This window comes from Pseudoalteromonas shioyasakiensis (assembly GCF_001550135.1).
Classification (GTDB): domain Bacteria; phylum Pseudomonadota; class Gammaproteobacteria; order Enterobacterales; family Alteromonadaceae; genus Pseudoalteromonas; species Pseudoalteromonas shioyasakiensis.
This window is the reverse complement of the sequence record NZ_LRUE01000022.1, coordinates 51,445-73,810: the sequence shown is the minus strand read 5'-3', so window position 1 is coordinate 73,810 and position 22,366 is coordinate 51,445. Positions and strand designations below refer to the sequence as shown.

General features: G+C 40.8%; 25 protein-coding genes. 16 read left to right on the top strand and 9 right to left on the bottom strand.

The features are described from left to right. Positions 1 to 2: 2 nt before the first annotated feature. Complete coding sequence (locus PASHI_RS16875) at positions 3 to 338, top strand: YdbL family probable chaperone protein (protein ID WP_054551056.1); 336 nt, start codon at positions 3 to 5, stop codon at positions 336 to 338. Positions 339 to 413: 75 nt separating this feature from the next. On the opposite strand, the gene PASHI_RS16870 is transcribed toward PASHI_RS16875, so the two are convergent. Continuing rightward, positions 414 to 956, bottom strand: a complete 543-nt coding sequence (locus tag PASHI_RS16870) for a DUF1415 domain-containing protein (RefSeq protein ID WP_062566595.1) — start codon at positions 954 to 956, stop codon at positions 414 to 416. 50 nt (positions 957 to 1,006) lie between these two features. Continuing rightward, positions 1,007 to 2,266, bottom strand: a complete 1,260-nt coding sequence (waaA, locus tag PASHI_RS16865) for a lipid IV(A) 3-deoxy-D-manno-octulosonic acid transferase (RefSeq protein ID WP_062566439.1) — start codon at positions 2,264 to 2,266, stop codon at positions 1,007 to 1,009. A 188-nt stretch (positions 2,267 to 2,454) separates the two neighbouring features. On the opposite strand from waaA, the gene PASHI_RS16860 reads away from it, so the two are divergent. Both PASHI_RS16860 and hldE read left to right on the top strand, forming a co-directional pair. After that, positions 2,455 to 3,045 carry a D-sedoheptulose-7-phosphate isomerase gene (locus PASHI_RS16860; protein ID WP_058585836.1) on the top strand — a complete coding sequence of 197 codons (591 nt, stop codon included), beginning with the start codon at positions 2,455 to 2,457 and terminating at the stop codon, positions 3,043 to 3,045. Continuing rightward, complete coding sequence (gene hldE, locus PASHI_RS16855) at positions 3,045 to 4,484, top strand: bifunctional D-glycero-beta-D-manno-heptose-7-phosphate kinase/D-glycero-beta-D-manno-heptose 1-phosphate adenylyltransferase HldE (RefSeq protein ID WP_062566438.1); 1,440 nt, start codon at positions 3,045 to 3,047, stop codon at positions 4,482 to 4,484. Before PASHI_RS16860 ends, hldE begins: the two co-directional genes overlap by 1 nt. Positions 4,485 to 4,517: 33 nt before the next feature. On the opposite strand, the gene PASHI_RS16850 is transcribed toward hldE, so the two are convergent. Next, entirely contained in the window at positions 4,518 to 6,092 is a 1,575-nt protein-coding gene (locus tag PASHI_RS16850) for a capsule assembly Wzi family protein (RefSeq protein WP_062566437.1), read from the bottom strand. Between the two features lie 212 nt (positions 6,093 to 6,304). On the opposite strand from PASHI_RS16850, the gene PASHI_RS16845 reads away from it, so the two are divergent. Further along, on the top strand, positions 6,305 to 7,318 hold the full coding sequence (locus PASHI_RS16845; protein ID WP_244269410.1) for a glycosyltransferase family protein: 1,014 nt from the start codon (positions 6,305 to 6,307) through the stop codon (positions 7,316 to 7,318). After that, entirely contained in the window at positions 7,315 to 8,406 is a 1,092-nt protein-coding gene (locus PASHI_RS16840) for a glycosyltransferase (RefSeq protein WP_062566435.1), read from the top strand. Before PASHI_RS16845 ends, PASHI_RS16840 begins: the two co-directional genes overlap by 4 nt. On the opposite strand, the gene PASHI_RS16835 is transcribed toward PASHI_RS16840, so the two are convergent. Beyond that, positions 8,407 to 9,126: a 3-deoxy-D-manno-octulosonic acid kinase gene (locus PASHI_RS16835; RefSeq protein WP_062566434.1), complete on the bottom strand. Its 720-nt coding sequence runs from the start codon at positions 9,124 to 9,126 to the stop codon at positions 8,407 to 8,409. A gap of 124 nt (positions 9,127 to 9,250) precedes the next feature. Here PASHI_RS16835 and PASHI_RS16830 point away from each other — a divergent pair, with 124 nt between their 5' ends. The 6 genes from PASHI_RS16830 (at position 9,251) to glpG (ending at position 14,471) form a co-directional block, all read left to right on the top strand. Beyond that, positions 9,251 to 10,309, top strand: coding sequence for a glycosyltransferase family 9 protein (locus PASHI_RS16830; protein ID WP_062566433.1), 1,059 nt, complete (start codon positions 9,251 to 9,253; stop codon positions 10,307 to 10,309). Further along, positions 10,309 to 10,860 carry a D-glycero-beta-D-manno-heptose 1,7-bisphosphate 7-phosphatase gene (gene gmhB, locus PASHI_RS16825; protein WP_062566432.1) on the top strand — a complete coding sequence of 184 codons (552 nt, stop codon included), beginning with the start codon at positions 10,309 to 10,311 and terminating at the stop codon, positions 10,858 to 10,860. Before PASHI_RS16830 ends, gmhB begins: the two co-directional genes overlap by 1 nt. Positions 10,861 to 11,009: 149 nt before the next feature. Next, on the top strand, positions 11,010 to 12,206 hold the full coding sequence (locus PASHI_RS16820) for a glycine C-acetyltransferase (RefSeq protein WP_054560964.1): 1,197 nt from the start codon (positions 11,010 to 11,012) through the stop codon (positions 12,204 to 12,206). 55 nt (positions 12,207 to 12,261) lie between these two features. Beyond that, entirely contained in the window at positions 12,262 to 13,287 is a 1,026-nt protein-coding gene (gene tdh / locus PASHI_RS16815) for an L-threonine 3-dehydrogenase (protein WP_054551064.1), read from the top strand. Between the two features lie 54 nt (positions 13,288 to 13,341). Next, on the top strand, positions 13,342 to 13,659 hold the full coding sequence (gene glpE / locus PASHI_RS16810) for a thiosulfate sulfurtransferase GlpE (protein WP_062566431.1): 318 nt from the start codon (positions 13,342 to 13,344) through the stop codon (positions 13,657 to 13,659). Next, positions 13,656 to 14,471 carry a rhomboid family intramembrane serine protease GlpG gene (gene glpG / locus PASHI_RS16805; protein WP_062566430.1) on the top strand — a complete coding sequence of 272 codons (816 nt, stop codon included), beginning with the start codon at positions 13,656 to 13,658 and terminating at the stop codon, positions 14,469 to 14,471. Before glpE ends, glpG begins: the two co-directional genes overlap by 4 nt. A gap of 41 nt (positions 14,472 to 14,512) precedes the next feature. Here the strand turns inward: glpG and PASHI_RS16800 are convergent, their stop codons facing one another. After that, positions 14,513 to 14,881: a flagellar basal body-associated protein FliL gene (locus PASHI_RS16800; RefSeq protein ID WP_371351978.1), complete on the bottom strand. Its 369-nt coding sequence runs from the start codon at positions 14,879 to 14,881 to the stop codon at positions 14,513 to 14,515. Positions 14,882 to 15,082: 201 nt separating this feature from the next. Between PASHI_RS16800 and PASHI_RS16795 the strand changes: the two genes are divergently transcribed. Beyond that, positions 15,083 to 15,628, top strand: a complete 546-nt coding sequence (locus PASHI_RS16795; protein ID WP_062566429.1) for a chorismate--pyruvate lyase family protein — start codon at positions 15,083 to 15,085, stop codon at positions 15,626 to 15,628. Beyond that, positions 15,625 to 16,503: a 4-hydroxybenzoate octaprenyltransferase gene (ubiA, locus tag PASHI_RS16790; protein WP_062566428.1), complete on the top strand. Its 879-nt coding sequence runs from the start codon at positions 15,625 to 15,627 to the stop codon at positions 16,501 to 16,503. Before PASHI_RS16795 ends, ubiA begins: the two co-directional genes overlap by 4 nt. Here the strand turns inward: ubiA and PASHI_RS16785 are convergent, their stop codons facing one another. The 4 genes from PASHI_RS16785 to PASHI_RS16770 form a co-directional block, all read right to left on the bottom strand. Then, positions 16,504 to 17,124, bottom strand: coding sequence for a 2OG-Fe(II) oxygenase (locus PASHI_RS16785; RefSeq protein WP_062566427.1), 621 nt, complete (start codon positions 17,122 to 17,124; stop codon positions 16,504 to 16,506). Positions 17,125 to 17,264: 140 nt separating this feature from the next. After that, on the bottom strand, positions 17,265 to 18,152 hold the full coding sequence (locus tag PASHI_RS16780; RefSeq protein WP_054560958.1) for a LysR family transcriptional regulator: 888 nt from the start codon (positions 18,150 to 18,152) through the stop codon (positions 17,265 to 17,267). Between the two features lie 118 nt (positions 18,153 to 18,270). Continuing rightward, positions 18,271 to 19,797 carry a response regulator gene (locus PASHI_RS16775; protein WP_062566426.1) on the bottom strand — a complete coding sequence of 509 codons (1,527 nt, stop codon included), beginning with the start codon at positions 19,795 to 19,797 and terminating at the stop codon, positions 18,271 to 18,273. A 51-nt stretch (positions 19,798 to 19,848) separates the two neighbouring features. Further along, positions 19,849 to 20,256, bottom strand: a complete 408-nt coding sequence (locus PASHI_RS16770; RefSeq protein WP_054560956.1) for a DUF2721 domain-containing protein — start codon at positions 20,254 to 20,256, stop codon at positions 19,849 to 19,851. An 86-nt stretch (positions 20,257 to 20,342) separates the two neighbouring features. Between PASHI_RS16770 and PASHI_RS16765 the strand changes: the two genes are divergently transcribed. The 3 genes from PASHI_RS16765 (at position 20,343) to tsaD (ending at position 22,358) form a co-directional block, all read left to right on the top strand. Continuing rightward, the gene (locus tag PASHI_RS16765; protein WP_055198283.1) at positions 20,343 to 20,708 is read left to right on the top strand and encodes a putative signal transducing protein; all 366 of its coding nucleotides are present in this window, start codon (positions 20,343 to 20,345) and stop codon (positions 20,706 to 20,708) included. Next, complete coding sequence (locus tag PASHI_RS16760) at positions 20,692 to 21,282, top strand: YjaG family protein (protein ID WP_054551075.1); 591 nt, start codon at positions 20,692 to 20,694, stop codon at positions 21,280 to 21,282. The genes PASHI_RS16765 and PASHI_RS16760 overlap by 17 nt, the downstream gene beginning before the upstream one ends. 62 nt (positions 21,283 to 21,344) lie before the next feature. Continuing rightward, positions 21,345 to 22,358, top strand: coding sequence for a tRNA (adenosine(37)-N6)-threonylcarbamoyltransferase complex transferase subunit TsaD (gene tsaD, locus PASHI_RS16755; protein ID WP_054560954.1), 1,014 nt, complete (start codon positions 21,345 to 21,347; stop codon positions 22,356 to 22,358). The last annotated feature ends 8 nt before the right edge of the window (positions 22,359 to 22,366 follow it).

The window sequence follows — 22,366 nt, the reverse complement described above, 5'->3', positions numbered from 1 at the left end:
ACATGCGTAAATTACAACTTAAAAAACTAAATGTGATCACCTTGATCAGTGCTGTTTGTTTATCTTTCTCAGCTTGGGCTATCAGCCTTGATGATGCAAAGAGCCAAGGTTTGGTGGGTGAAGACAGCTCAGGCTATTTAGGTTTAGTGGTTAATAACAGCGAAGCAAAAGCGGTCGTTGATGAAATTAATGCAAAGCGTAAAGAGCAATATTTAAAACTTGCGAAAAAGAATAATCTTTCGTTAGCGCAAGTTGAAGCCCTTGCTGCGGCAAAAACTATCGAAAAAACTAAGCCGGGTCACTACATTGAAGTGAACGGTGAGTGGGTAAAAAAATAGCTCACTAAATTTAATAGCTATAAAAAATAAAAAGCCAGCATTGCTGGCTTTTTATCTATTAAACGCCGGTAGGTGTTAGCGCTTATCGATGCAGTTTTGCAGCAGCTGCTGCCAAAAGTCGATGCCTTTGCGCCTTGCTAGTTTAATGTTGTGCTCTGGGATAGATTCGGGTTCATTGTAGCTGTCTAACGCTTCGCTCATGCTGGCTTCACGGATCAAATGCAGTGTTGGGTAAGGTGCACGATTCGTATAGTTTGCAGCATCGCTGTCATCGCTATCAGCAAACACATAGTCAGGATGAAAGTTGGCTATTTGATACTTACCTTCATAGCCTTGCGCAGCTAAAAGCGCATTGGCTAAATCGACTAAATCTAAGAACTCTTCAAAATCCTTAAAGCCTTGCTCAAACATTAACAAAGTGGTTTCGCGCTCTGCTTGTTGGTCTAATGCGCTACATTGCTCAAGCATATCCATTACTGCATCATCAAGAGTAGTAGACTGGCTGATTTGATAATGAATGCAATTGCTTTCAACTTCTTTACGGGCAAATGGACAGAAATTGTATTTTACGATTACGCTTGATACCCATTCGCGCATTTGTATTTCTGGGCGATTCATCGCTTGCTTTGAAGTCACATTATTTCTCTATTCTATTTTACTTTTCTATCTTACTTTTCTAAGTAATGCTCAATTAAATTAACCGTTTTACTGATGGCGCCTTGATTGTTAGCAACGCATTTCGCAGCTTGTTGACCGAGCTTAATCGTCTTTTGTACATCAGTGCTCAAAGCGATAAGTGTGTCAGCAAGGTGATTTTCATCGGTAACGGTTTTAGCTCCCTGAGCACTAATCAGTTCAGGATAAATATGGTCGAAGTTATAGGTATGAGGGCCTGCTAATACGCCAACAGAAAACGCTGCTGACTCTAACGGGTTATGGCCGCCTCGCTCTATTAAACTACCGCCAACATAGCTGATGTTTGCCACACCATATAAGCATTGTAACTCACCTAACGTGTCAGCTAACACAACTTGTTGGTTGTTATAGTTATCTTCACTGCGACGACTAAAGCTCAAATTTGAGCTTTTTAATATCTCCGCGACTTTATCAAATTGCTCTGGGTGACGTGGAGCAATAATCAAAAGTGCGTGGGGTAACGCTTTTAATAGCTTCTCATGAGCAGTTAAAATAAGCTCATGTTCAACAGGATGAGTGGAGCCTGCAACCCAGATAAAGCGCTCGTTGTTATACTGTTTTTTTAGTGCTGCAACTTTATTTAATTGCTCTTCTGTAGGCGTGATATCAAATTTAATTGAGCCAAATACGCGTGCCTTTTCAGGTTTTAAACCAAGTTCAATAAAACGTTTGGCATCATTTTGATTATGACTAGCAAGATCGCTAATAGACTGCATGATCACCTTAGTTAAAGGCATTACCTTTTGGTAGCCTTGCTGTGATTTAGCTGAAAGCCGGGCATTTAAAACAAGTACTTTTGTGCCGGTGTTGCTGCTTTGCGCCATCAGGTTTGGCCAAAGCTCAGTTTCTAAAATACACAGTACCTTTGGCTGGATTCGTTTTAAAAATCGATTGGTAGCGAAGAAAAAATCAATCGGTAAATAACTACAGCTAACCGCATCTTTAAAGTTATTTTTTACTTGCTCGCGACCTGTTGGGGTATTACAGGTTACTAAAATAGTAAGCGCTGGATTTTCTGATTGAACAGCCTTAATAAGCGGGGTTGCCGCTAACACTTCACCAACAGAGGCACAATGAAAAACAACATCGTGGTGCGATAAATTCGAAAAGCCAAAGCGCTCAGCAAAATGCTCACGGTAACCCTTATTCTTTTTGCCACGTAAAACATACAGGTAAAAAACAACCAGTGGGCTTAGTAGGTATAAAAGTAAAGAGTATAAAATGCGCGCCATAATTTTTAATATATAGAGTTTTAGGGTAGTTTAACGCTAATCGAGCTGTTGCCAATAGTTAGTCTACATATAACTGTAATTATCCAGTCGATATTCATAAAAGTACGATAAACTGAACACAAAGAAATAAATCTGTGGAATAATAACATTATTACTCCTGCCAAAGTTTGTTCCAAAGAGGGATATTCATGCCTGAATTAGATTCTGTAGCAGCAAGCTACTTAGAAAGTTTGAACCGCCATCAAATGTTATTTGAAACGATGGATACATATCACCCAGAAGTGATGCAATTACTTGAAGTATGTCACAGCGCTTTACAAGCTGGTGGTAAGGTAATTTGGTTTGGTAATGGCGGTAGTGCGGCTGATGCACAGCATTTAGCTGCTGAGTTTGTCGTACGTTACAAATTGGAACGCGGTCCACTTGCTTCTATCGCATTGACAACAGATACTTCAATTTTAACCGCTCACAGTAACGACTATCATTTTGATACTGTATTTGAGCGCCAAGTGCAGGCGTTATGTAAACCTGAAGATTTGGTGATTGGCTTAACCACCTCAGGCACTAGCCCTAACATCAATCTTGCACTGGCAGCGGCAAATGAAATTGGCGCCTTTACAGTCGCATTAACGGGCCGAGATGGCGGTAAAGTAAAAGATATCGCTAAGCTACCTATTATCATTAAAAATGATGAAACAGCGCGTATCCAAGAGGCGCATATGTTCATCGGACATTGGCTATGCGAAGCCATCGATATGGTTGTAGCGGAGCAAAAGTAATGGATTTAGCGTTACTAAAAAACCTTTCAAAGGCTCGTATTTTAGTCGTTGGTGATGTCATGCTAGATAGATATTGGCATGGCGATTCAGGGCGTATTTCGCCTGAAGCCCCTGTACCTGTTGTTAAAGTCAGTAAATTTGAAGACAAAGCTGGTGGTGCAGCAAACGTAGCAAAAAATATTGCCCGTTTAGATGGTAAAGTGGGCCTACTAGGTTTAGTTGGTGAAGATGAAAGTGGGCAAATCCTCGAAACAATTTTAAGTTCGGAGAAAATTGATTCTCAATTAGTGAGTGTTTGCGATTTACCGACTATTTCTAAAATGCGAGTAATCAGCCGTCATCAGCAAGTTGTTCGATTAGACCTTGAAGAGAGCTTTACTGAGCAACACAGCCAATTGTTATTAAACCGTTTAGAGCTGGTTTTAGATGACTACGATTTTGTGTTGTTTTCTGACTACAACAAAGGTTCTCTGAGCTTAATTCAACAAATGATTCAGGTTGCAAAGAAAGCGGGTAAAACGGTACTTATTGATCCTAAATCATCTGATTTAAGCTTATATCGTGGTGCTGATTACATAACCCCTAACTTAAACGAGTTTAAGCTTGCTGGTGGTTTGACGGACTCTGAGCAAAACTTGACTGACAGCGCACGTAAGCTAATCACTGAAGCAGGCATCGCTGCTATGTTGTTAACTCGCTCAGAGCAGGGTATGTCGTTAATTAGCCAAGCAGAAAAACATGATTTTGCAGCCCAGCAGCTTGAAGTTAGCGATGTTACTGGCGCAGGCGATACCGTAATCGCGACGCTTGCAGTGATGCTTGGTGCGGGAATGGCAGCAAAAGATGCGGTCGAAATTGCCAACCTTGCTGCCGGAATTGCGGTGAGTAAACTGGGTGCCGCAACTGTGTCGCCAGAAGAGTTGAGCCGTAAGCTTGGTCAATATTTACAGCAAACTGGCGAGCATTACCAAACGCCTTTTGAAGATGTGCTTCAGCACATTGAGTTTGCTAAGCAAAATGGTGAAAAAATAGTTTTCACTAATGGTTGTTTTGACATCCTTCACGCAGGCCATGTGCGCTACCTAGCACAGGCAAAAGCACGAGGTGACAGGCTGGTTGTTGGCTTAAATAATGACGAATCAATCTCTCGTTTAAAAGGCCCAGAAAGACCGATTAATCCATTGGATGAACGTGCCATGGTATTAAGTGCGCTAGCGTCAGTTGATTGGGTTATTCCATTTGGCAGCATTGAAGAAAATGACACGCCAGCTAAGCTTATTGAGCAAATTAGCCCTGATGTACTGGTTAAAGGCGGTGATTACACCGTTGACCAAATTGCCGGTGCCGAGCATGTGTTACGCCATGGCGGAAAAGTCGAAGTACTTGAGTTTCTTAATGGTTGCTCAACATCAAACGTAATTAGCAAAATCAAAAGTTAATAAAAAAGCCAACATGTGTTGGCTTTTTTGATTCTAAAAGTTCATTTCATATTTCATAAATGCGGAGGTTTCAGTGTCTGATTCCTCCATTGATTTATTCTTAGCAGCCAGAGCACCGAAAGAGATTCTTCCTTGTAATGCTAACATTCTGTAGCGCAGTTCTAGTTGTGTGCTATCAATGGCATTTTTAGTGATTGTATGCCCTAAATCTGGGTTGCTAGGGTAAAGATCTACATTGTCGTTGTTATAATCAACTTGGCGCAGTTTAACCTGCCAATCGTTGCCATTTCTATGCTGCCCAAGCACTGTGAGTACAAGGGATTCTGTGTCGTTATCAAATGTAGAGCCTATCGTTCTTCCTTGGTAGCGATAACCAGAATTATATTTACCATGCTCGTAATAGCAGTTATTGAAGATTTCAGCACCAGGCACAGATTCATCACCAGAGCATGAAACCACAGTATCAATGTATTCAATGTTTACTTTGATATTTTGCTCTGCAAATGGAATTGTTGTTTCTACACCTGCTAAATACGCTCTGTCTGCGGGTTTAAAGTAGCTACTAGCGTCTTCGCCAATCGTACTTACATAAATAGCGTACGGGTATGAATAGAGAGTATCTGACCAGCGTAAATCAATACCTGCCAGTTGGTTGCCTAATTTTGACTTTTCAGCTTCAGTACAGTCTTGCGAACCATCAGGACAAGTACTTTTACCTGAAACCATATCAAAAAATTCTGAGATAGATTGGGGTTCACCATCCCCGCCCCATTGTGCAGACCAGCTTAGAGCAACTTCAAGTTGCTGAATTGGCCTAAAGTTCACTCGGCTACTCCAAAGTAGCGCATCAGGGACTGCTCGGGTTGATTCAAGCTTAGCCATTTGAGTTGTTAAGCTCCAAGGACCAATCCAGCTCAACCAAGCTGATTCAAAAGCGGTGGCTTTTTCACGACTGATGCTGAAAGCTTGTAAAGGTTTACTATTCGCTGTGAGAATTAGACTGTTGTCAACACCTGGTCCCCAGAATTGTTCAACTGCACCTGCACGAAAGACCCAATTGCCAATTTTATAGGCAAGGTAACTATGGTCAAAAGTAATATCATCACAGTCAGTAAGCGCTTGATGATCTTCAGCTATGTCTGATTGTTCCATGCCCTCTAGATAGCATTTTCGACCATCAGAACGATAATTAACTGCTAGTTTACCAGCTAAACTTTCACCTAAATAACTATAAGCGACGGTCGCTTCTGATTTTTGTGTGTTGGTGGCGCCAAAACTCGTGGCTGGTAATGTATCTGTTGATAGAAAAACTTCAGTATGGAAATTGTGCTGTTCGGTATTTTCGGCTTTATATCTGTGTTGTACTCGAAGTAAAGCATCTTGAACAAAACTAGGTAATTGCTCTAGTGTGGTGTCATTTAATTCATCAATAAAGCTATTCCACATTAGCGGGTATGTAGTTACAGGAGCTTTAATCACTCCTGTATCCGCTAATAATTGAATGTCGGCTCGTAAGCCATAGTCGTCTGGTTTAACCCAAGGTTCAGCAGCTAGAGGTAGACTAAATGCGCTAGCAAGAGCGAGTAATAAAAGTGTTTTTTTAGGCAATGCTTAATTCTCGGTTTGTTTTTTGGGACTAGAAGTCTACCAACCCTACATGATGATTGCAGTAAATAATTCACAACGAGCAATTCGTCTAGGTATCGTAAAAGGAACTCAATTTGATGTATAATCTGGCAAATTTTATAATTTAAAGTGTAATGGAAAAAAAACGCCTTTTATTTATCCCCGTGTCATCATCTGAAGGAATAGGTGAATACATGCGTTCGTTATCATTTGCTCATTATTTAGATGAGAGTTTTCCCGATCGTTTAGACATCCACTTTTTATTAAATAAACATACAAATTACGCCCTTGATTGCCCATTTGATACAACACTGATAGAGCAATCAGCGACAAAAGAAACGCGTAAAGTTAATCAGTTAATTGAAACATTTAAGCCTAACTTGGTTGTTTTTGATTGTGCAGGTAGAGCAGCCCAAATGAAAACAGCAAAGCGTGCAGGGGCTAAAGTGGTGTTTATTTCACAGCATAATAAAAAAAGAGCGAAAGGCTTAAAGCTAAATCGTTTAAATTTAATAGATAAACATTGGGTTGCACAACCTGACTATTGTATTGAAAAAATAAGCTTCAGTGAGCGATTAAAGCTTAAGCTCTTCCCTTTGTCACCTCCGGTAAATGTGGGTCCTTTCTTCTCTCAGTCATCAAGTACCGAAACGTATCAATTGTTAGCTCAGTTAAATCTTACGAATGAAGGTTATTTTTTAGTAAATGCTGGGTCAGGTGGGCACGGTGAAAAAAACCAGTTATTTGCTGATATTTTTTATCAAGCAGCGAAGAAAATAGCTGCTGAAACAGGCTTGAAAGGTATCGTTGTTTTTGGTTCTAACTACCCAAACGATCTACCTAAAGATGATACCCTGATCATTTTAAAAAGTTTACATGCAAGTGAATTTGTTGGTGTATTAGCACATGCTAAATTTGCAGTGTTATCAGCAGGGGACAGTTTATTACAAGCTATTTCACTCAAAGTCCCCACTGTTGCTGCAGCAATTTCCAAGGACCAACCGAAACGTTTGCAAAACTGTGTTGAAAGTAACTTAACTTTAGCCGCAGACCCAACGTTAGACAGTTTAAGTGACGCTGTTAAACGATTACTGGAACCTACAACTTATCAAGCAACTAAAAACGTTTTGGCGAAAATAAAACCGCATAATGCCAAGAAAGAAATGCTGCAAGGCGTGTCTGAGTTATTGTTTGGGGTTTCTAAATGAAGGTTGCCATAGTTATTGATTCTTTGGTTGGCGGTGGGGCTGAGAAAGTCATGCTGACGCTGGCTGGCGAGCTTTTGGCTCAACAACATGAAGTTGTCATTCTTAGTTTAGCGAATTCGATTGAATATACCTTACCATCACAACTAAATGTTGAATGTTTGTTTGACCATAAAGCAAAAAAAGTTGATAGGTTCTGGCAACTAAAAAAAAGCGTAAAACGTATCGAAAATTGGTTTGCACAATACCAATCTAAAAACGGGGAATTTGATCTCGTTTTATCAAATTTAGATCGCAGTAATAATTTGTTAATTTGCAGTACTGTTAAACATGTTTTCTATGTCATTCATAACTCAATTACGGCTGAGTTAAATAGACAAAAGAAACTTGGACCATTTGCTTATCAATATTTACTGAAAAGTAAAAAGCGCTTGTCAGGACAAAACTTAATTTGTGTTTCTGAAGGTATTGAAAGTGAAATTAAGCAGCAAAAGTTGATTGCTCCCCGCACTATCACAACAATTTTTAACCCGTTTAATGTTCAAAGCATAGTCAAAAAAGCGAGTGAAGCTGAGTTAGGATTACCACGTGAGCCCTATATTATTCACGTAGGTCGTTTAGCCAAACAAAAAAGACATGATGTTTTATTTTCAGCATTTGCTAATTTAAATACATCCCATAAGCTTGTTTTATTATGTAATAAAGTTAATAAAGCTGCCAAACTCGGTCGCCAGCATGGTATTGAAGATAGGCTTATTTTGCCAGGCTTTCAGCAAAACCCATATGCTTGGATTAAAGGCGCTGATGCTTTGGTACTGAGTTCAGATTATGAAGGATTACCCACTGTTCTCATTGAGGCGCTCATACTGGGTACGCCAGTTGTAAGCACCGATTGTACTCATGGACCAAAAGAAATCTTAACGGGTAGTTTAGCCAAGTATTTAGTTCCTACAAATAACCCTGAGGCTTTAACTCAAGCTATTGAGTCTGTGTTAAACGATAAGCCAGAGGTTGTTGATGCAGAAATACTATCAAAAATATCAGCAACACAAGTTGCAGAAAACTATTTAGCATTGGCCCAAAATCGATAATTAGTTCAGCAATGCTTGGTAGTCACACACCAGTGACTGCCAATCACTTTGTTGCCAATGCATCACTTCATTACGGCCTTGCTCTTTTGCAAACGAACGGGCAAGGCGCTTGATGTTTTCTGTTTGCCAGCTAGCATGTGGCTGTTTGATTTCACCGCGGTCAAAGTCGATGATAAACACCTTACCTGTGTCATCGAACAGTATGTTATTGATGTTTAAATCTGCGTGATAGACGCCGTGATTGTGAAACTCGCTGAGAGTCACTGCTATCGCTTTTAGCTCAGACTGGCTAAGTGGGCGCGTGATTAAAATATCTAGCACGCTTTTTGCGCCTGTTACTGCCTCGGTAATGATATCGCCGCGATAGATTAAGCCACGGGTGGTCACTTTTGCTGCAATGGGTGTAGGCACATTTAGGCCAAGCTCAATTAAGCGCATCATCAGTGTAAACTCTTTATAGACACGAGTTTGCTTTAAACCAAAATATAAGTACTGATCGCTCAGCAACTTACCTATTAAACCACCACGCCAATAGTGGCGAAGAACGCCTGTAAGCTGTTGATGTTTAAAAAACCACGCTGTTGCGCGACCTTTTTTTGCTCCAACGATTTTATCTTGTTGTTGCCAATAATTGGCATCGAACCACTGTTGCGTGAGCTCATCTTTATAAGCTGGGTGACACAAAAGGGTGGTGTTCTGCAGATGCTGAGTTTCAAACATAACAACTTCAAGATTAAATAAAATTAGCGCTATCTTACCGTATTTTTAGCTTTTCGCATAAGTGCTTGCATTAGCATCAAGTTAATTTAAGATCGCATATTATTTGCTGTAGCTAAGGGCGCACGTGACTCAATCAACCTCCTATTCAGATATTTGTATTTTAAGGCTTTCGGCTATTGGTGATGTATGTCATGCCGTATCAGCAGTGCAAGCAATTCAAAAGGCACATCCGAAGGCAAAAATTACTTGGGTGATTGGTAAAGTTGAGGCCATGTTACTGGCCGATTTACCAGGTGTTGAGTTTGTTGTATTCGATAAAAAACAAGGCAAACAGGCTTATCAGCAACTAAAAGATACGTTCAAAGGGCGTAAATTTGATGTGCTATTACATATGCAAGTCGCACTCAGAGCGAATCTAGCAGCCCGTTGTATTCCGGCAAAAGTCAAAGTGGGGTTTGATTGGGCGCGCTCAAAAGAGTTACATAGCTTGTTTATTAATAAGCGTATTGCCCCGCAATCAGAGGCGCATGTATTAGAGGGCTTTAAAGGTTTTGCTCAAGCAATTGGGACGCCTGATTACAAACCTCAATGGAAAATGCCAATTACCGAACAGCACCAACAAGCAGCCGATGCGCTATTAGGTGAAGAACGTTTAGCCGGGCGTATTTTTGTTATCTCGCCTGCGGCAAGTAAAAAAGAGCGTAATTGGTTACCTGAGCGTTATGCTGCACTTGCTGAACATGCTCATCAACAAGGCTTTTCGGTGGTTATTACTGGTGGCCCAACCCCTTTAGAAATTGAACTTGCCGAGCAAATTATCGCGCAGAGTTCGGCACCTGTGCTTAACTTAGTAGGGAAAACCCAACTAAAAGAACTGTTATGTGCTTTGAAACGTGCGGCGTTAGTGCTAGCTCCTGATACTGGGCCTGCACACATGGCTGTAACGGTAGGAACGCCTGTTATTGGTTTGTATGCCCACTCAAACCCAAAACGCACAGGGCCTTATTTATATCAAGATTATGTTGTTGAGGTTTATCACCAAAATTTACGTGAGCAAACAGGCAAAACAGCGCAAGAGCTACCTTGGGGAACACGCGTTAAAGGGGCTGATTTAATGGCGCAAATCAGTGTTGAAAAGGTGATTTCGATGTTTGACCACGTGGTAGATAAAGAGCAATTGTAATGAGCAAAGTTTTATTTTTAGACCGTGATGGTGTGGTCAATATTGATCATGGCTATGTATACAAACCAGAAGAGTTTGAATTTGTACCCGGTGTATTTGAGGCGTGCAAAGCCTTCGCTGATGCGGGCTATCAAATTGTGGTAGTAACTAATCAGTCAGGTATTGGCCGGGGTTATTATGCAGAGCAAGATTTTTATAACCTCACTGAGTGGATGAAGGGCGAATTTTTACGCCATGGCGTTACTATTCTTGATGTCTATTTCTGTCCGCATCATCCAAGCAAAGCTGAGCCTGCCTATTTGCAAGAGTGTATTTGTCGCAAGCCTGCCCCAGGTATGCTTTTACAAGCCATTGATGAGCATCAAATCGATCCATCTCAAAGTATTATGGTTGGTGATAAGCTTGGCGACCTTATTGCCGCTGAGAGAGCCAATATCGCTACCCGCGTTTTAGTTCGTTCAGGGCAAAGTTATGCCGAGTCAACTGAACAACACGCCGATGTAGTCTGTGAGTCTTTAGCTGAGTTACCTGCTTTAATTTTACAGTCTTAGCAGGTAAGACCAGTTTTATTTCGCAAGCCTTAAGGCCTGCGACGAACTGCAAACAGTGCAATTGTTCGTCTAAGCTTTTACAATAGGCGCAAAATTTAATGTCATGCTAATCATTTCTGGTTAGATACAAGAATATGTGGAGATTACAGATGAGAGCATCTGCGTTTTTTAATCAGTTGCAGCAGCAAATTGATGAAGTGAAAGCTGAAGGCTTATACAAAAGCGAGCGTGTTATCACGTCACAGCAACAGGCTCAAATTGAAGTTGCCTCTGGTGATAAGGTCATTAACTTTTGTGCTAATAACTACCTTGGCTTAGCAAATAGCCCAGAGTTAATTAAAGCAGCTCAACAAGGCCTTGACGATCATGGTTTTGGTGTTGCGTCTGTACGCTTTATTTGTGGTACTCAAGATATTCATAAAACTTTAGAGCAAAAGATCTCTGAGTTCTTAGAAACCGAAGACACTATTCTTTACTCATCATGTTTTGATGCCAACGCAGGTTTATTCGAAACAATCTTAGGCCCAGATGATGCAATCATCTCTGACGCGCTAAACCACGCTTCGATCATTGACGGTGTGCGTCTTTGTAAAGCAAAGCGTTTCCGCTATGCAAATAACGACATGAGCGACCTTGAAAAACAACTTATTGCTGCTGATGAAGCGGGTGCTAAAACTAAGCTAATCGCCACTGACGGTGTTTTCTCAATGGACGGCGTAATTTGTAATCTAGAAGCGGTTTGTGACCTAGCTGATAAATATGATGCATTAGTGATGGTTGATGACTCTCACGCGGTTGGTTTTGTTGGTGAAAATGGTAAAGGTACGCCAGAGTACTGCGGTGTACTAGACCGTGTTGATATCATCACAGGTACCCTTGGTAAAGCACTTGGTGGCGCATCAGGTGGTTACACTTCAGGTAAAAAAGAAATTGTTGAGTGGTTACGCCAACGCTCTCGTCCATACCTTTTCTCAAACTCACTTGCACCATCAATTGTTACTGCATCAATTAAAGTACTTGAGATGCTAAGCAATGGCGGCGAATTACGCGCTAAGCTTTGGGATAACGCAAAGTATTTCCGTGAACAAATGGAAGCAGCAGGATTTACCTGTGCAGGTAAAGACCACGCTATTATCCCTGTCATGTTAGGCGATGCTAAAGTTGCCTCAGCCATGGCTGACAAATTACTTGCTGAAGGTATTTACGTAACAGGTTTCTCATTCCCTGTAGTACCAAAAGGCCAAGCACGTATTCGTACGCAAATTTCTGCGGCGCATACAAAAGAGCAATTAGATACCGCTATTGCTGCCTTTACCCGTATTGGTAAAGAAATGGGTGTTATCTAATTTTATTTCCTAAACCGAAGCTTTTGCTTCGGTTTTGTTTAATTGAGTGTAAATCATGAAAGCATTATCTAAATTAAAAGCAGAACCAGGGATCTGGATGACTGATGCGCCAAAACCTGAAGTTGGCCATAACGATCTGCTTATTAAAATCCGCAAAACAGCAATTTGTGGAACAGATGTCCATATTTATAAATGGGATGAGTGGGCACAAAATACAATTCCTACGCCAATGGTTGTTGGTCATGAATATGTAGGTGAAGTGGTTGATATGGGTCAGGAAGTACGTGGTTTCCAAGTGGGTGACCGTGTTTCTGGCGAAGGTCATATTACCTGTGGTCACTGTCGTAACTGTCGCGCTGGTCGAGTGCATTTATGCCGTAATACAACTGGTGTTGGTGTAAACCGCGAAGGTGCATTTGCTGAATACCTTGTGATCCCAGCTTTCAACGCATTTAAAATTCCAGATAACATTCCTGATGAACTAGCATCAATCTTTGACCCATTCGGTAATGCAGTGCACACAGCGTTGTCGTTTGACTTAGTAGGTGAAGACGTATTAATCACAGGTGCTGGTCCTATTGGTATCATGGCTGCTGCTGTTGCCAAACATGTTGGTGCACGTCATGTGGTTATCACCGATGTAAACGAATACCGCTTAGATTTAGCACGTAAAATGGGCGCGACTCGTGCTGTAAACGTAGCAACTGAAAAGCTTGAAGATGTAATGAAAGAGCTTGGCATGACCGAAGGCTTTGATATTGGTCTTGAAATGTCAGGTGTGCCAGTTGCATTTAACAGCATGCTAAACAACATGAATCACGGCGGTAAAATTGCCATGTTAGGTATTCCACCTTCAGATATGGCGGTTGATTGGAACCAGGTTATTTTCAAAGGTCTAATTATTAAAGGTATTTACGGCCGTGAAATGTTTGAAACTTGGTACAAGATGGCGAGTCTAATTCAGTCAGGTCTTGATCTGAAACCAATTATCACTCACCAGTTCTCCGTGGATGACTTCCAAGCAGGCTTTGATACAATGATTTCAGGCCAATCAGGTAAAGTAATCCTCAACTGGGATTAATACCGAGTAATTTGATAAGGCGGCTTTGGCCGCCTTTTTAGTTTAGAGAGTACTATGTCGTATAAACATATTTCAGTGAGCGATACGTTTGCGCTGTTAGATAAAGAAGAGGTTGTGATTGCTGATATTCGCGATCCTAACTCATTTCAAACTGGGCATATCCCAGGCGCTGAGCATTTATCAAATGCTAATATCAGCGAATTTATGATGCATAAAGAGTTTGATCAGCCAATCATCATTGTTTGCTACCATGGTGTGAGTTCTCAAGGTGCTGCGAGCTATTTAGTAGAGCAGGGGTTTGAAGACGTATACAGCATGGATGGTGGCTTTACAGCTTGGCAGACACAACTTCCGGAGCACATTGAACGATGATTGAGTTGGGTAGCATAAATAATCCTCGCGCCGCACAAGGCTTTATAGATTACATAAAAAGTAAGGGCTTACATGGAGAGCTGCGCTCGCAAGATGGACAAACTGTGATTATTTGTGTTGCTCCAGAGCACTTTCATCAAGCTCAACCTCTTTGGCAGGAGTTTGCTGCTAACCCTCATGACGAAAAATACCAACAAGCTTCATGGCAGGTAGGCAGTACACAATCGCCTCTGTCATATCAAGGGCAATCCCTTAATTTAAAAGCTCGCTTTAAGGCATTAAGCTGGCTAAACCGTACAGTTACTTTAGTCTCGATAGCTATATTTATTGCCTTCTTATTAGGTGGTTTTGAAACTATTTACAGTATGTTGCAGTTCAACCCTGCACAGCCACTAACTTGGTTTACACCTGCCATTGTGCATTTTAGCGCTATTCATCTTATTTTTAATTTGATCTGGTGGATGACGCTGGGTAACGATATAGAAAAACGCAGTGGCAAAATAACCTTAGTGGGTTTATTTTTAGTGACGGCATTCATTAGTAACTGGGCACAGTTTTTAGTAGTTGGGCCTAACTTTGGTGGTTTAAGCGGCGTTGTGTATGGCTTACTGGGTTTTTGTTGGATTTACAGTGTAATGAGGCCAACAGAGCCGCCACTAGTAAGTAATAGCATCGTTGGTTTTATGCTGGTTTGGCTTATTTTGGGCTTTGTAGATATGTTGCCTGTGAGTATGGCGAACTGGGCGCATTTAGCAGGGTTATTGGCTGGTATGGCTTATGCTGTGTCAGACAAGCTGCTTTCACGCAAATAATCGCGTAAATAAAAATGGCGGCTAATGCCGCCATCTTACAATTAATGATATAAATACTTAGTAAATAACACTTCTCGGACAATTTCTTGTCCTGTTTCTTGTTTTAGTAGTGCTTTTAGCTTTTCGGTGCAGCGCTTTCTGATTTCTTCGCGACCGGTAAGCGATTTAATGTTTTCTTCAGGCTCTTTTGAGAGTATTTCAACAATCGCATCACGCAATAGTGGAGTGTGATGTTCTACGATTGCGATATCAGATAGATCATTGAGCATGAGATCCACCGTTATACGAACATAGCCAAGCTTTTTATTACCTTGACCTATGTAGTTTGTGATGATGTCAGGCTCAAAACCAAAGTAGCCAACATTTGATTCAGCGCGTACAGACCAACTTGTTGCAGTAACAAGTAGCATGCTTATCAAGTAAATTGATAACAATGATTTTTTCATAGTTAAGAATATTCCACCCTTTCAATGATTTTTAGTCTATACCCAAATTCACTTAAGATACAGGCTGTTCTGCGTTTTTTAACCCTGCTTGAGATTAAATCATGACTTTTTCGAAACGTGCAGCAGTGATATCATTTGCACGGTTTTTAAAAATAATGAGTCGTTGTGATCACATTCCCAGTTTCATTAGCTGCAAATTGGCAGCCTGCTTCAGCATTTCCAGATTTGACGCAACAACAGCAAAGTTGGTTGCTTGAAGCTGGGTCATTAACAGCCAAGCTTAAAAGTCACTGTCAGGCCTTTTCAGTTGAAGTTTTAAACGAAGCACCCTTTGACCTAACCTGCGAGCAACAAGCGTTACTCAATACCTCTCTAAGTCAGGCTTTAAACCGCGAAGTGTTACTTCTATGCGATGGTAAACCAATGGTTTATGCACAAAGCTGGTTGCCGGCAGATGATACATTAAAAAAGCAGCAGTTACTAAGTATGGGAACAAGGCCGCTTGGTGACGTTATTTTTCAAGACCCAAGCTTATCGCGCACAGAAATAGAAGTTGCTGAGTTTTCACAGCAGCACGCTATCCAAGCTTTAACATCTGAAATTGGCTTCTCTTCAAAACCATTGTGGGGAAGACGCAGTGTTTTTAGCTTATCTAATGCTCATTTTCTCGTGGCTGAAGTATTCTTACCTGGAGCATATATTTACCTATGAAGCTAGCTGCACTTAAGGTCGCACATATACCTTACTATAAACAGTTAATGCGTACCGATAAGCCAATTGGCACCTTGTTACTATTGTGGCCAACTTATTGGGCGCTGTGGCTTGCTGAGCTTGGCACACCGAGCTTATTAAATTTTGTGGTTTTTAGTTTGGGCGTCTTTGTGATGCGCAGTGCTGGGTGTGTAATTAATGACTTTGCCGATCGTAAAATAGATGGCTCTGTTAAGCGCACAGCCCAGCGACCGCTGGCAGCAGGTTTGGTATCAAGTGGTGAAGCTCTGAGCTTATTTGTACTGCTTATTGTGGTGGCCTTTGGTTTAGTATTAACACTAGGGTGGTCAACGATATTACTGTCGTTTGGTGCCTTAGCACTGGCTTTCTGTTATCCCTTTATGAAACGCTACACGCAATTACCGCAAGTTGTGCTTGGTGCTGCATTCAGTTGGGCTATTCCAATGGCCTATATGGCATCAATAGGCTCAGTACCATTAGAAGCATGGCTCCTATTTACCGCGAATCTTGTGTGGACTGTGGCTTATGACACTATGTATGCCATGGTTGATAGAGATGATGATTTAAAGATTGGCGTTAAATCAACGGCAATCTTGTTTGCCAGCTATGACAGACACATCATCTTTTTACTCAATGCCTTGTTTATTACGATTCTTGCTTACATAGGTATGAGTAATCACCTTGGCTTGCCTTATTGGGTGGGCTTAGCTGCAGCGGTTGGTTTTTTACTTTATCAACAAATGCTTATTCATAAACGAGAACGAGATCCTTGTTTCAAAGCATTTTTGAATAACCATTATGTAGGGTTAGTGATTTTTATCGGTATAGCAGCATCCTTGCCACTGCCATTTTAATTACCTTGGTGGGTCGATAATACCGCTGATTGAGGCATTTTTTCTGAACCAGCCTGCAATAGAGTAGCGTACATCGTTTGCGGGTAATACTTCATGCATAAAGCGTTCGCTTTCAAACATAACCAATAAGCCCGCTTGAGGTTTAATGACTATTTCAATGTCTTTACTTTTTGGTTTGTAGATCACCAATTCACCGCCAGACTCTGGCGTATTTAAGTAACAAACCGTTGTAAAAATGCGATTCGAACGGCCTTTGAAGGCATCATAGTGCTTTTTATAAAAGTCACCTTGTTGATACTTTGCATAATGGCATTCATAATCAAATAAGCCTAAATAGAAGCTACGGTTTAACTGTGTCTTTATTGCTTCCATGGTCGCCAGATAAGTAATTTGTGCTTGGCTAGAGCTATCAAACCAAAAGGTTTTATCTTTACGCACAGTTTTATCTATTTGTTGGTCGTTTAATCGGCCAATACCTGCGGTATGAAAATGCGGATTAATGCGATAGCAATCTGCAATTAAATCAGCAATTAAGCTTTCATCAATCGCGTTTTCAACAACAGCATATCCTGTACGTTCAATAGCATCTAAGTATGTGTCGGTAATTAGCGGTGCGGTCATTCATGTGCACAATCAAAAAAAGGTGCGTAAGTGTATATGAAAAATTCTGCGATGCACGCTTTTTATGCATTAAAAGATGAAGAAATAAAGCGGATTGGCTAGCCTGATTAATTACAGGCTAGCAGTATATATTATAGCTATTAGCTTTGGCTTGATAACGCCGTTTTTTCAATGAGGTCAAGTAAATGACTAACATGAGAATTCTCATTGATTTGTTGATTTGTTTGGATCACAAGCTGCTCGTGTGCGATACCTTTATTGGTTTTCAATAACAGTAAATCTGGATCTGAAGAGACAATATTTGTGTGTTCAATACTGGCTATTGCGATGTGGTTTGACTTTTTAAGGCCATCCATTACTTGCTCGATGCTACCTACTTTGATGCTTGATGTTTTATCAAAAGATTCGATAGCATCGTTTAGCATAGCTTGCACTTGTTTAGACTGTGAAAAACAGCTGTACATAGGGTAGTCTGCAAAGTCGCGTTTACTAATGTCGCTCTTATGCGCAAGTGGGTGGTTTTTAGCTACAAAAATAATCAGTTGATCAGGTAAATGTATATCACTACCAATGCTGTTCATTGCCTGCGAGCATACGCTAATATCAATTTCACCTAATTGCAGTTTACGTACAAGTTCACTTTGCTCTTGTAGTTGCATCTCGATTTTTACATGCGGATACTGCGCTAAAAATTGGCCGCAAGAAACAGGCACAACCGTGCTTGCTTTGTTGGTATAACCAATAACTAATTTTTCGTTAGTGCAACCGTTTAAAGATTCGAATAAACGCTTTTTGGTTTCTTCTAGGTTGTCGAGGGTTTGTTTAGCGTACTCAAGGAAAAGTTCACCTTCTTTGGTTAACTTAACTGAGCGTGTAGAGCGGGTAACGAGCTCATAACCAATTTCATCTTCGAGCGTCTGAATACTGCGAGTTAACGCTGAAGTGCTGATTTGGGTTTTTTCTGCAGCTTGTCGGAAATGCCTCAGCACCCCGAGCGCCACAAATTGTTCAAGTTGTTCAAATCTCACTTTAATAGTCCCTTGTTATAAGTAAGCCTTTTACGTCCAGGCAATATTATTATACTTCACGGTAGGCATAGTAAATTATTGTACCTATTTTGGGAAGTGTTTTACAGAAAAGTTACATCTAATCAGGATAACGGTCCTTAATCTCTAAGAAAAGTGGTAAATTTTCAAGTAATAAGTCGACTAGAATTGGATCAAAATGTTTCGCCCGCTGATCTTTTATGAGAGTTAACGCCTCTTCTAATGGCCAAGCCTTCTTATAACAACGGTCGCTGCAAAGGGCGTCAAACACATCGGCGAGGGCGGTTATGCGGCCAACTATATTAATATCGTCTGCCATTAAACCTTGCGGATACCCTGAACCATCCCACTTTTCATGATGCTGGTAAGAAATTAAAGCACCGCATGTCAATATCTCGTTACTTGAGTTTTTTAATATTTCATAGCCGATTTCTGCATGGGTTTTCATTATTTCCCACTCACCATCAGTGAGTTTACCAGGTTTATTCAATATGCTGTCTGGAATGCTGATTTTACCTATGTCATGTAATGGTGAAGCAAGCTTAATGATTTCACATTGAAATGGGTTAAGCTCTGAAAGCTGAGCAAGTAATTCACTATATAAAGCAACACGTTTAACGTGAGAGCCGGTTTCTTTAGAGCGTTTTTCTACTGCTTCTCCAAGAATGTACGACAGCTCTTTTTGCGACTCTTTTACCATTTCTCTGAGTTTTAAATTATCGTAAGCAAGCGCGATATTGTTGGCATAAAACTCTAACAGTTGATGTTCTGTGGCCTGTAACTTACTGCCTTTATGAACATAAAGCATGGTTTCAAGGCCGGCTTTGGTAGGGAAGTAACCAATATAATCATTACTTGTTTTTAGTGATGATTTTCGCTCATGTGCATCTATAAATAAGTTTTTTACTTCATCAGGAATGGTATTTTGCTGTGGTGTGGGGCCTACACCTGAGGCTGCAAGTAATTGAAAATCTTTTGCTGGTGACGATTGTAGATTAACGGCCGCAGCACAATAAATTTGCGTGTCATTAATGCCCATCACGTTAGTAACATGGCTTAAAATTGTTGAAGCAAATTCATGAACACTGTCACATTTTAAAAAGTTAGCAGACGCGTTGATGATCTGTTCAAGACCATGCTTGTGCCGGTCTATAATTTGAATATCGCGATGTGCTCTTAACGCCGAGTAGAGCAAGGTTTTAATTTTAATCGCGGTGAGCTCAGTTTTGTTTTTATAATCGTTAATGTCGTAATCGCGGATAATCGCTTCTTCAGGGGCTTCACCTGGCTGACCTGTGCGAAGAATTAAACGAATATCGTGGTTTTCTATTTCATCGCGAATGTATTGAATAAGCTCAAGACCAGCATGATTGGTTTCCATTACTACATCAACTAGAGCAACAGAAAAGGGAATATCTTTTTTTAAAAACTCTTTTGCTTCCGCCGCAGAGTAGGCGTCATAAAAGCGCAGACCTTTATTTTCGAAAGTGAAGCCAGCTAATACTAGTTTCGTAACTTGATGGATATCTTCTTCATCATCAACAACAAGAATATGCCAGTATTCAGGCTCTTCAGTTTCTATATTATTTTCTTCTAACTGTTCTTCAGAAAATAAGAAATCATCCACAAAAACACCACTTATTGTTGTATCTCATACAATAAGTATAGAGGCAGAAATTTACTCTGCCTTATCTGAAACTGGTTTTTTTTCGATATTCTTTAATTCGATTTCAATAGCATCACAAGAAATGTGGATCTCATACAAAGAGGTGAGAAGTGATAAGGCTAAGCAAGCGAGGCTGATGCCAAATAAAATGATTCCAGTAGTATTAAACTCAATAAATAAAGCAAACATTGATAAGGTACACATTAAAAAAGAGGCAACGCCATAAACCTGCATAACCCGAATGAGTTTAATGCGTTTTCTTAAATTGGTAATTTGCGCAACAACTAACGGGCGGATACTTTCCCCTTCACGTGCATTGAGCTCTCGAATAAGCTGAGCAAGCACCAAAAAACGGTTGGTGTAAGCAAGTAACAGTAAAGAAATTGCTGGGAATAACAGTCCCGGTGTTGTTAAAGTCATGTGGCTACCTTGAAATAAGCATTGCAGCGAAGTTAGTTGCTAGCGTAGTTTAGGATTTAAAGATAGAAAAGTAAAAGGGAAGTGATTTGCAAAACAATAATTTAAATCAACCTGCTAAGCAGGACCCATTCGCTTGGGTGAAAGTGTTTCAGGCTGAAAATGGCTTAGAAGCCAACATTATTAAAGGGCTTTTAAAAAGTAAAGGGATCGAATCGCAACTGCAAGGTGAGCTTTTACAAGGTGCGCTTGGAGAGATCCCATTTGAACAAACAGGGGTCGATATACTCGTTTACGCATTAAAAGAGCGCCAGGCGCAAGAAATATTGCTAAACTACCGGCAATTAAAACAATCGGCTCCTGACTGGGTATGTCCTAAGTGTCATGAGCTTAACGGAGCAACATTTGAAATATGTTGGTCTTGTGGGACTGTAAAGAATGACAAAAGCGAATAATTTTCAACGTATTAGAGAATTAAACTATTTGCAAAAAGCGGTTTTAGGTGGCGCATTACTTGAGCGTATGCTGCCTAATTACAGCTTATTTAGTGAAGCAACAGGGTTTGGTGATGCCGCGGTTTTTCGTAGCGCATTAAGTGTCTGCTGGGAAAAAATCTTACTACCAAAAAGTAAAATCAGCCTTGAAAAGCAAATTGAAAAAATAGAGCCGAATGTGCCAGAGCTTACTGACTTTGACATGTTCGGGACTTATCCCGCAATCGATACAGCAACCGCTTTGCTTGGCATGTTGCACGGTTTGATAGCTAAAGATGAACAAGAGTTTTTAAATATTAGTAAAATTTCACAGGCTTCAGTGGCTCGTTTTATTGAATATCAACTAACAGTAGATGGTGAAATTGCTGATAACAAAGCTGTTCGTGAACACCCTTTAATGCAGTATGAAATTGATGTGCTTGCAGAGCTTATTGATTTTGTAGAGCAAATGGGCCGAATTACCTCAGAGAACGTAAAAGAGCTTAAGCAACTTGCTGTATCTGACGGCCAAACCAACATAGGTATTGCAATTTAATATTCAGTAATGCGTATTTTCACTGTAAAATACGCGTTTGTTTTTTCTTGGCGGAGTAATTGATGCGAATTTTAGGTATTGAATCATCATGTGATGAAACGGGTATTGCCATTTATGATGATGAACAAGGCTTATTAGCACATCAACTGTATAGCCAAGTAAAAGTGCATGCCGATTACGGCGGTGTGGTACCTGAGCTTGCGTCACGCGATCACGTACGTAAAACCTTACCTTTGATTGATGCTGCTTTTGCACAAGCTGGTTGTGGCCCAGAAGACTTAGATGGCATTGCTTACACCGCAGGCCCTGGACTTGTTGGTGCACTCCTTGTGGGAACTTCTATTGGTCGCTCGTTGGCCTATGGTTGGAATATTCCTGCTGTTGCTGTTCATCATATGGAAGGCCACCTACTTGCGCCAATGCTTGAAGAGGACAAACCGGAATTTCCGTTTATCGCACTACTGGTGTCTGGCGGTCATACTATGATGGTTAAAGTATCTGGCATTGGTGAATACGAAGTGCTGGGAGAGTCAGTTGATGACGCTGCCGGTGAAGCATTCGATAAAACCGCGAAGTTATTAGGTCTTGATTACCCTGGTGGCCCACGTCTAGCAAAACTTGCGGAGCAAGGTACGCCTGAGCGTTTTGTATTCCCACGTCCGATGACTGATAAACCAGGCTTAGATTTTAGCTTCAGTGGCTTAAAAACAGCAGCGTCTCTTGCGATTCGTGATAGCGATGATGACGAGCAAACCAAAGCTGATATTGCTCATGCATTCCAAACAGCGGTAATAGATACTCTAATCATTAAATGTAAGCGTGCATTAAAGCAAACAGGTATCAAACGTTTAGTGATTGCCGGTGGTGTAAGTGCAAACGTGCAATTGCGTGCGCAACTTGAACGAGTAATGCAAGGCATGAAAGGGCGCGTTTATTACCCGCGCACAGAGTTTTGTACAGATAACGGCGCTATGATTGCTTATGCTGGTATGCAGCGTTTGAAAGCAGGTCAGTTTGCTAGCCTTGATATGAAAACAAAGCCGCGCTGGCCTATTGATTCACTCGAAGCACTTTAATTTATAAC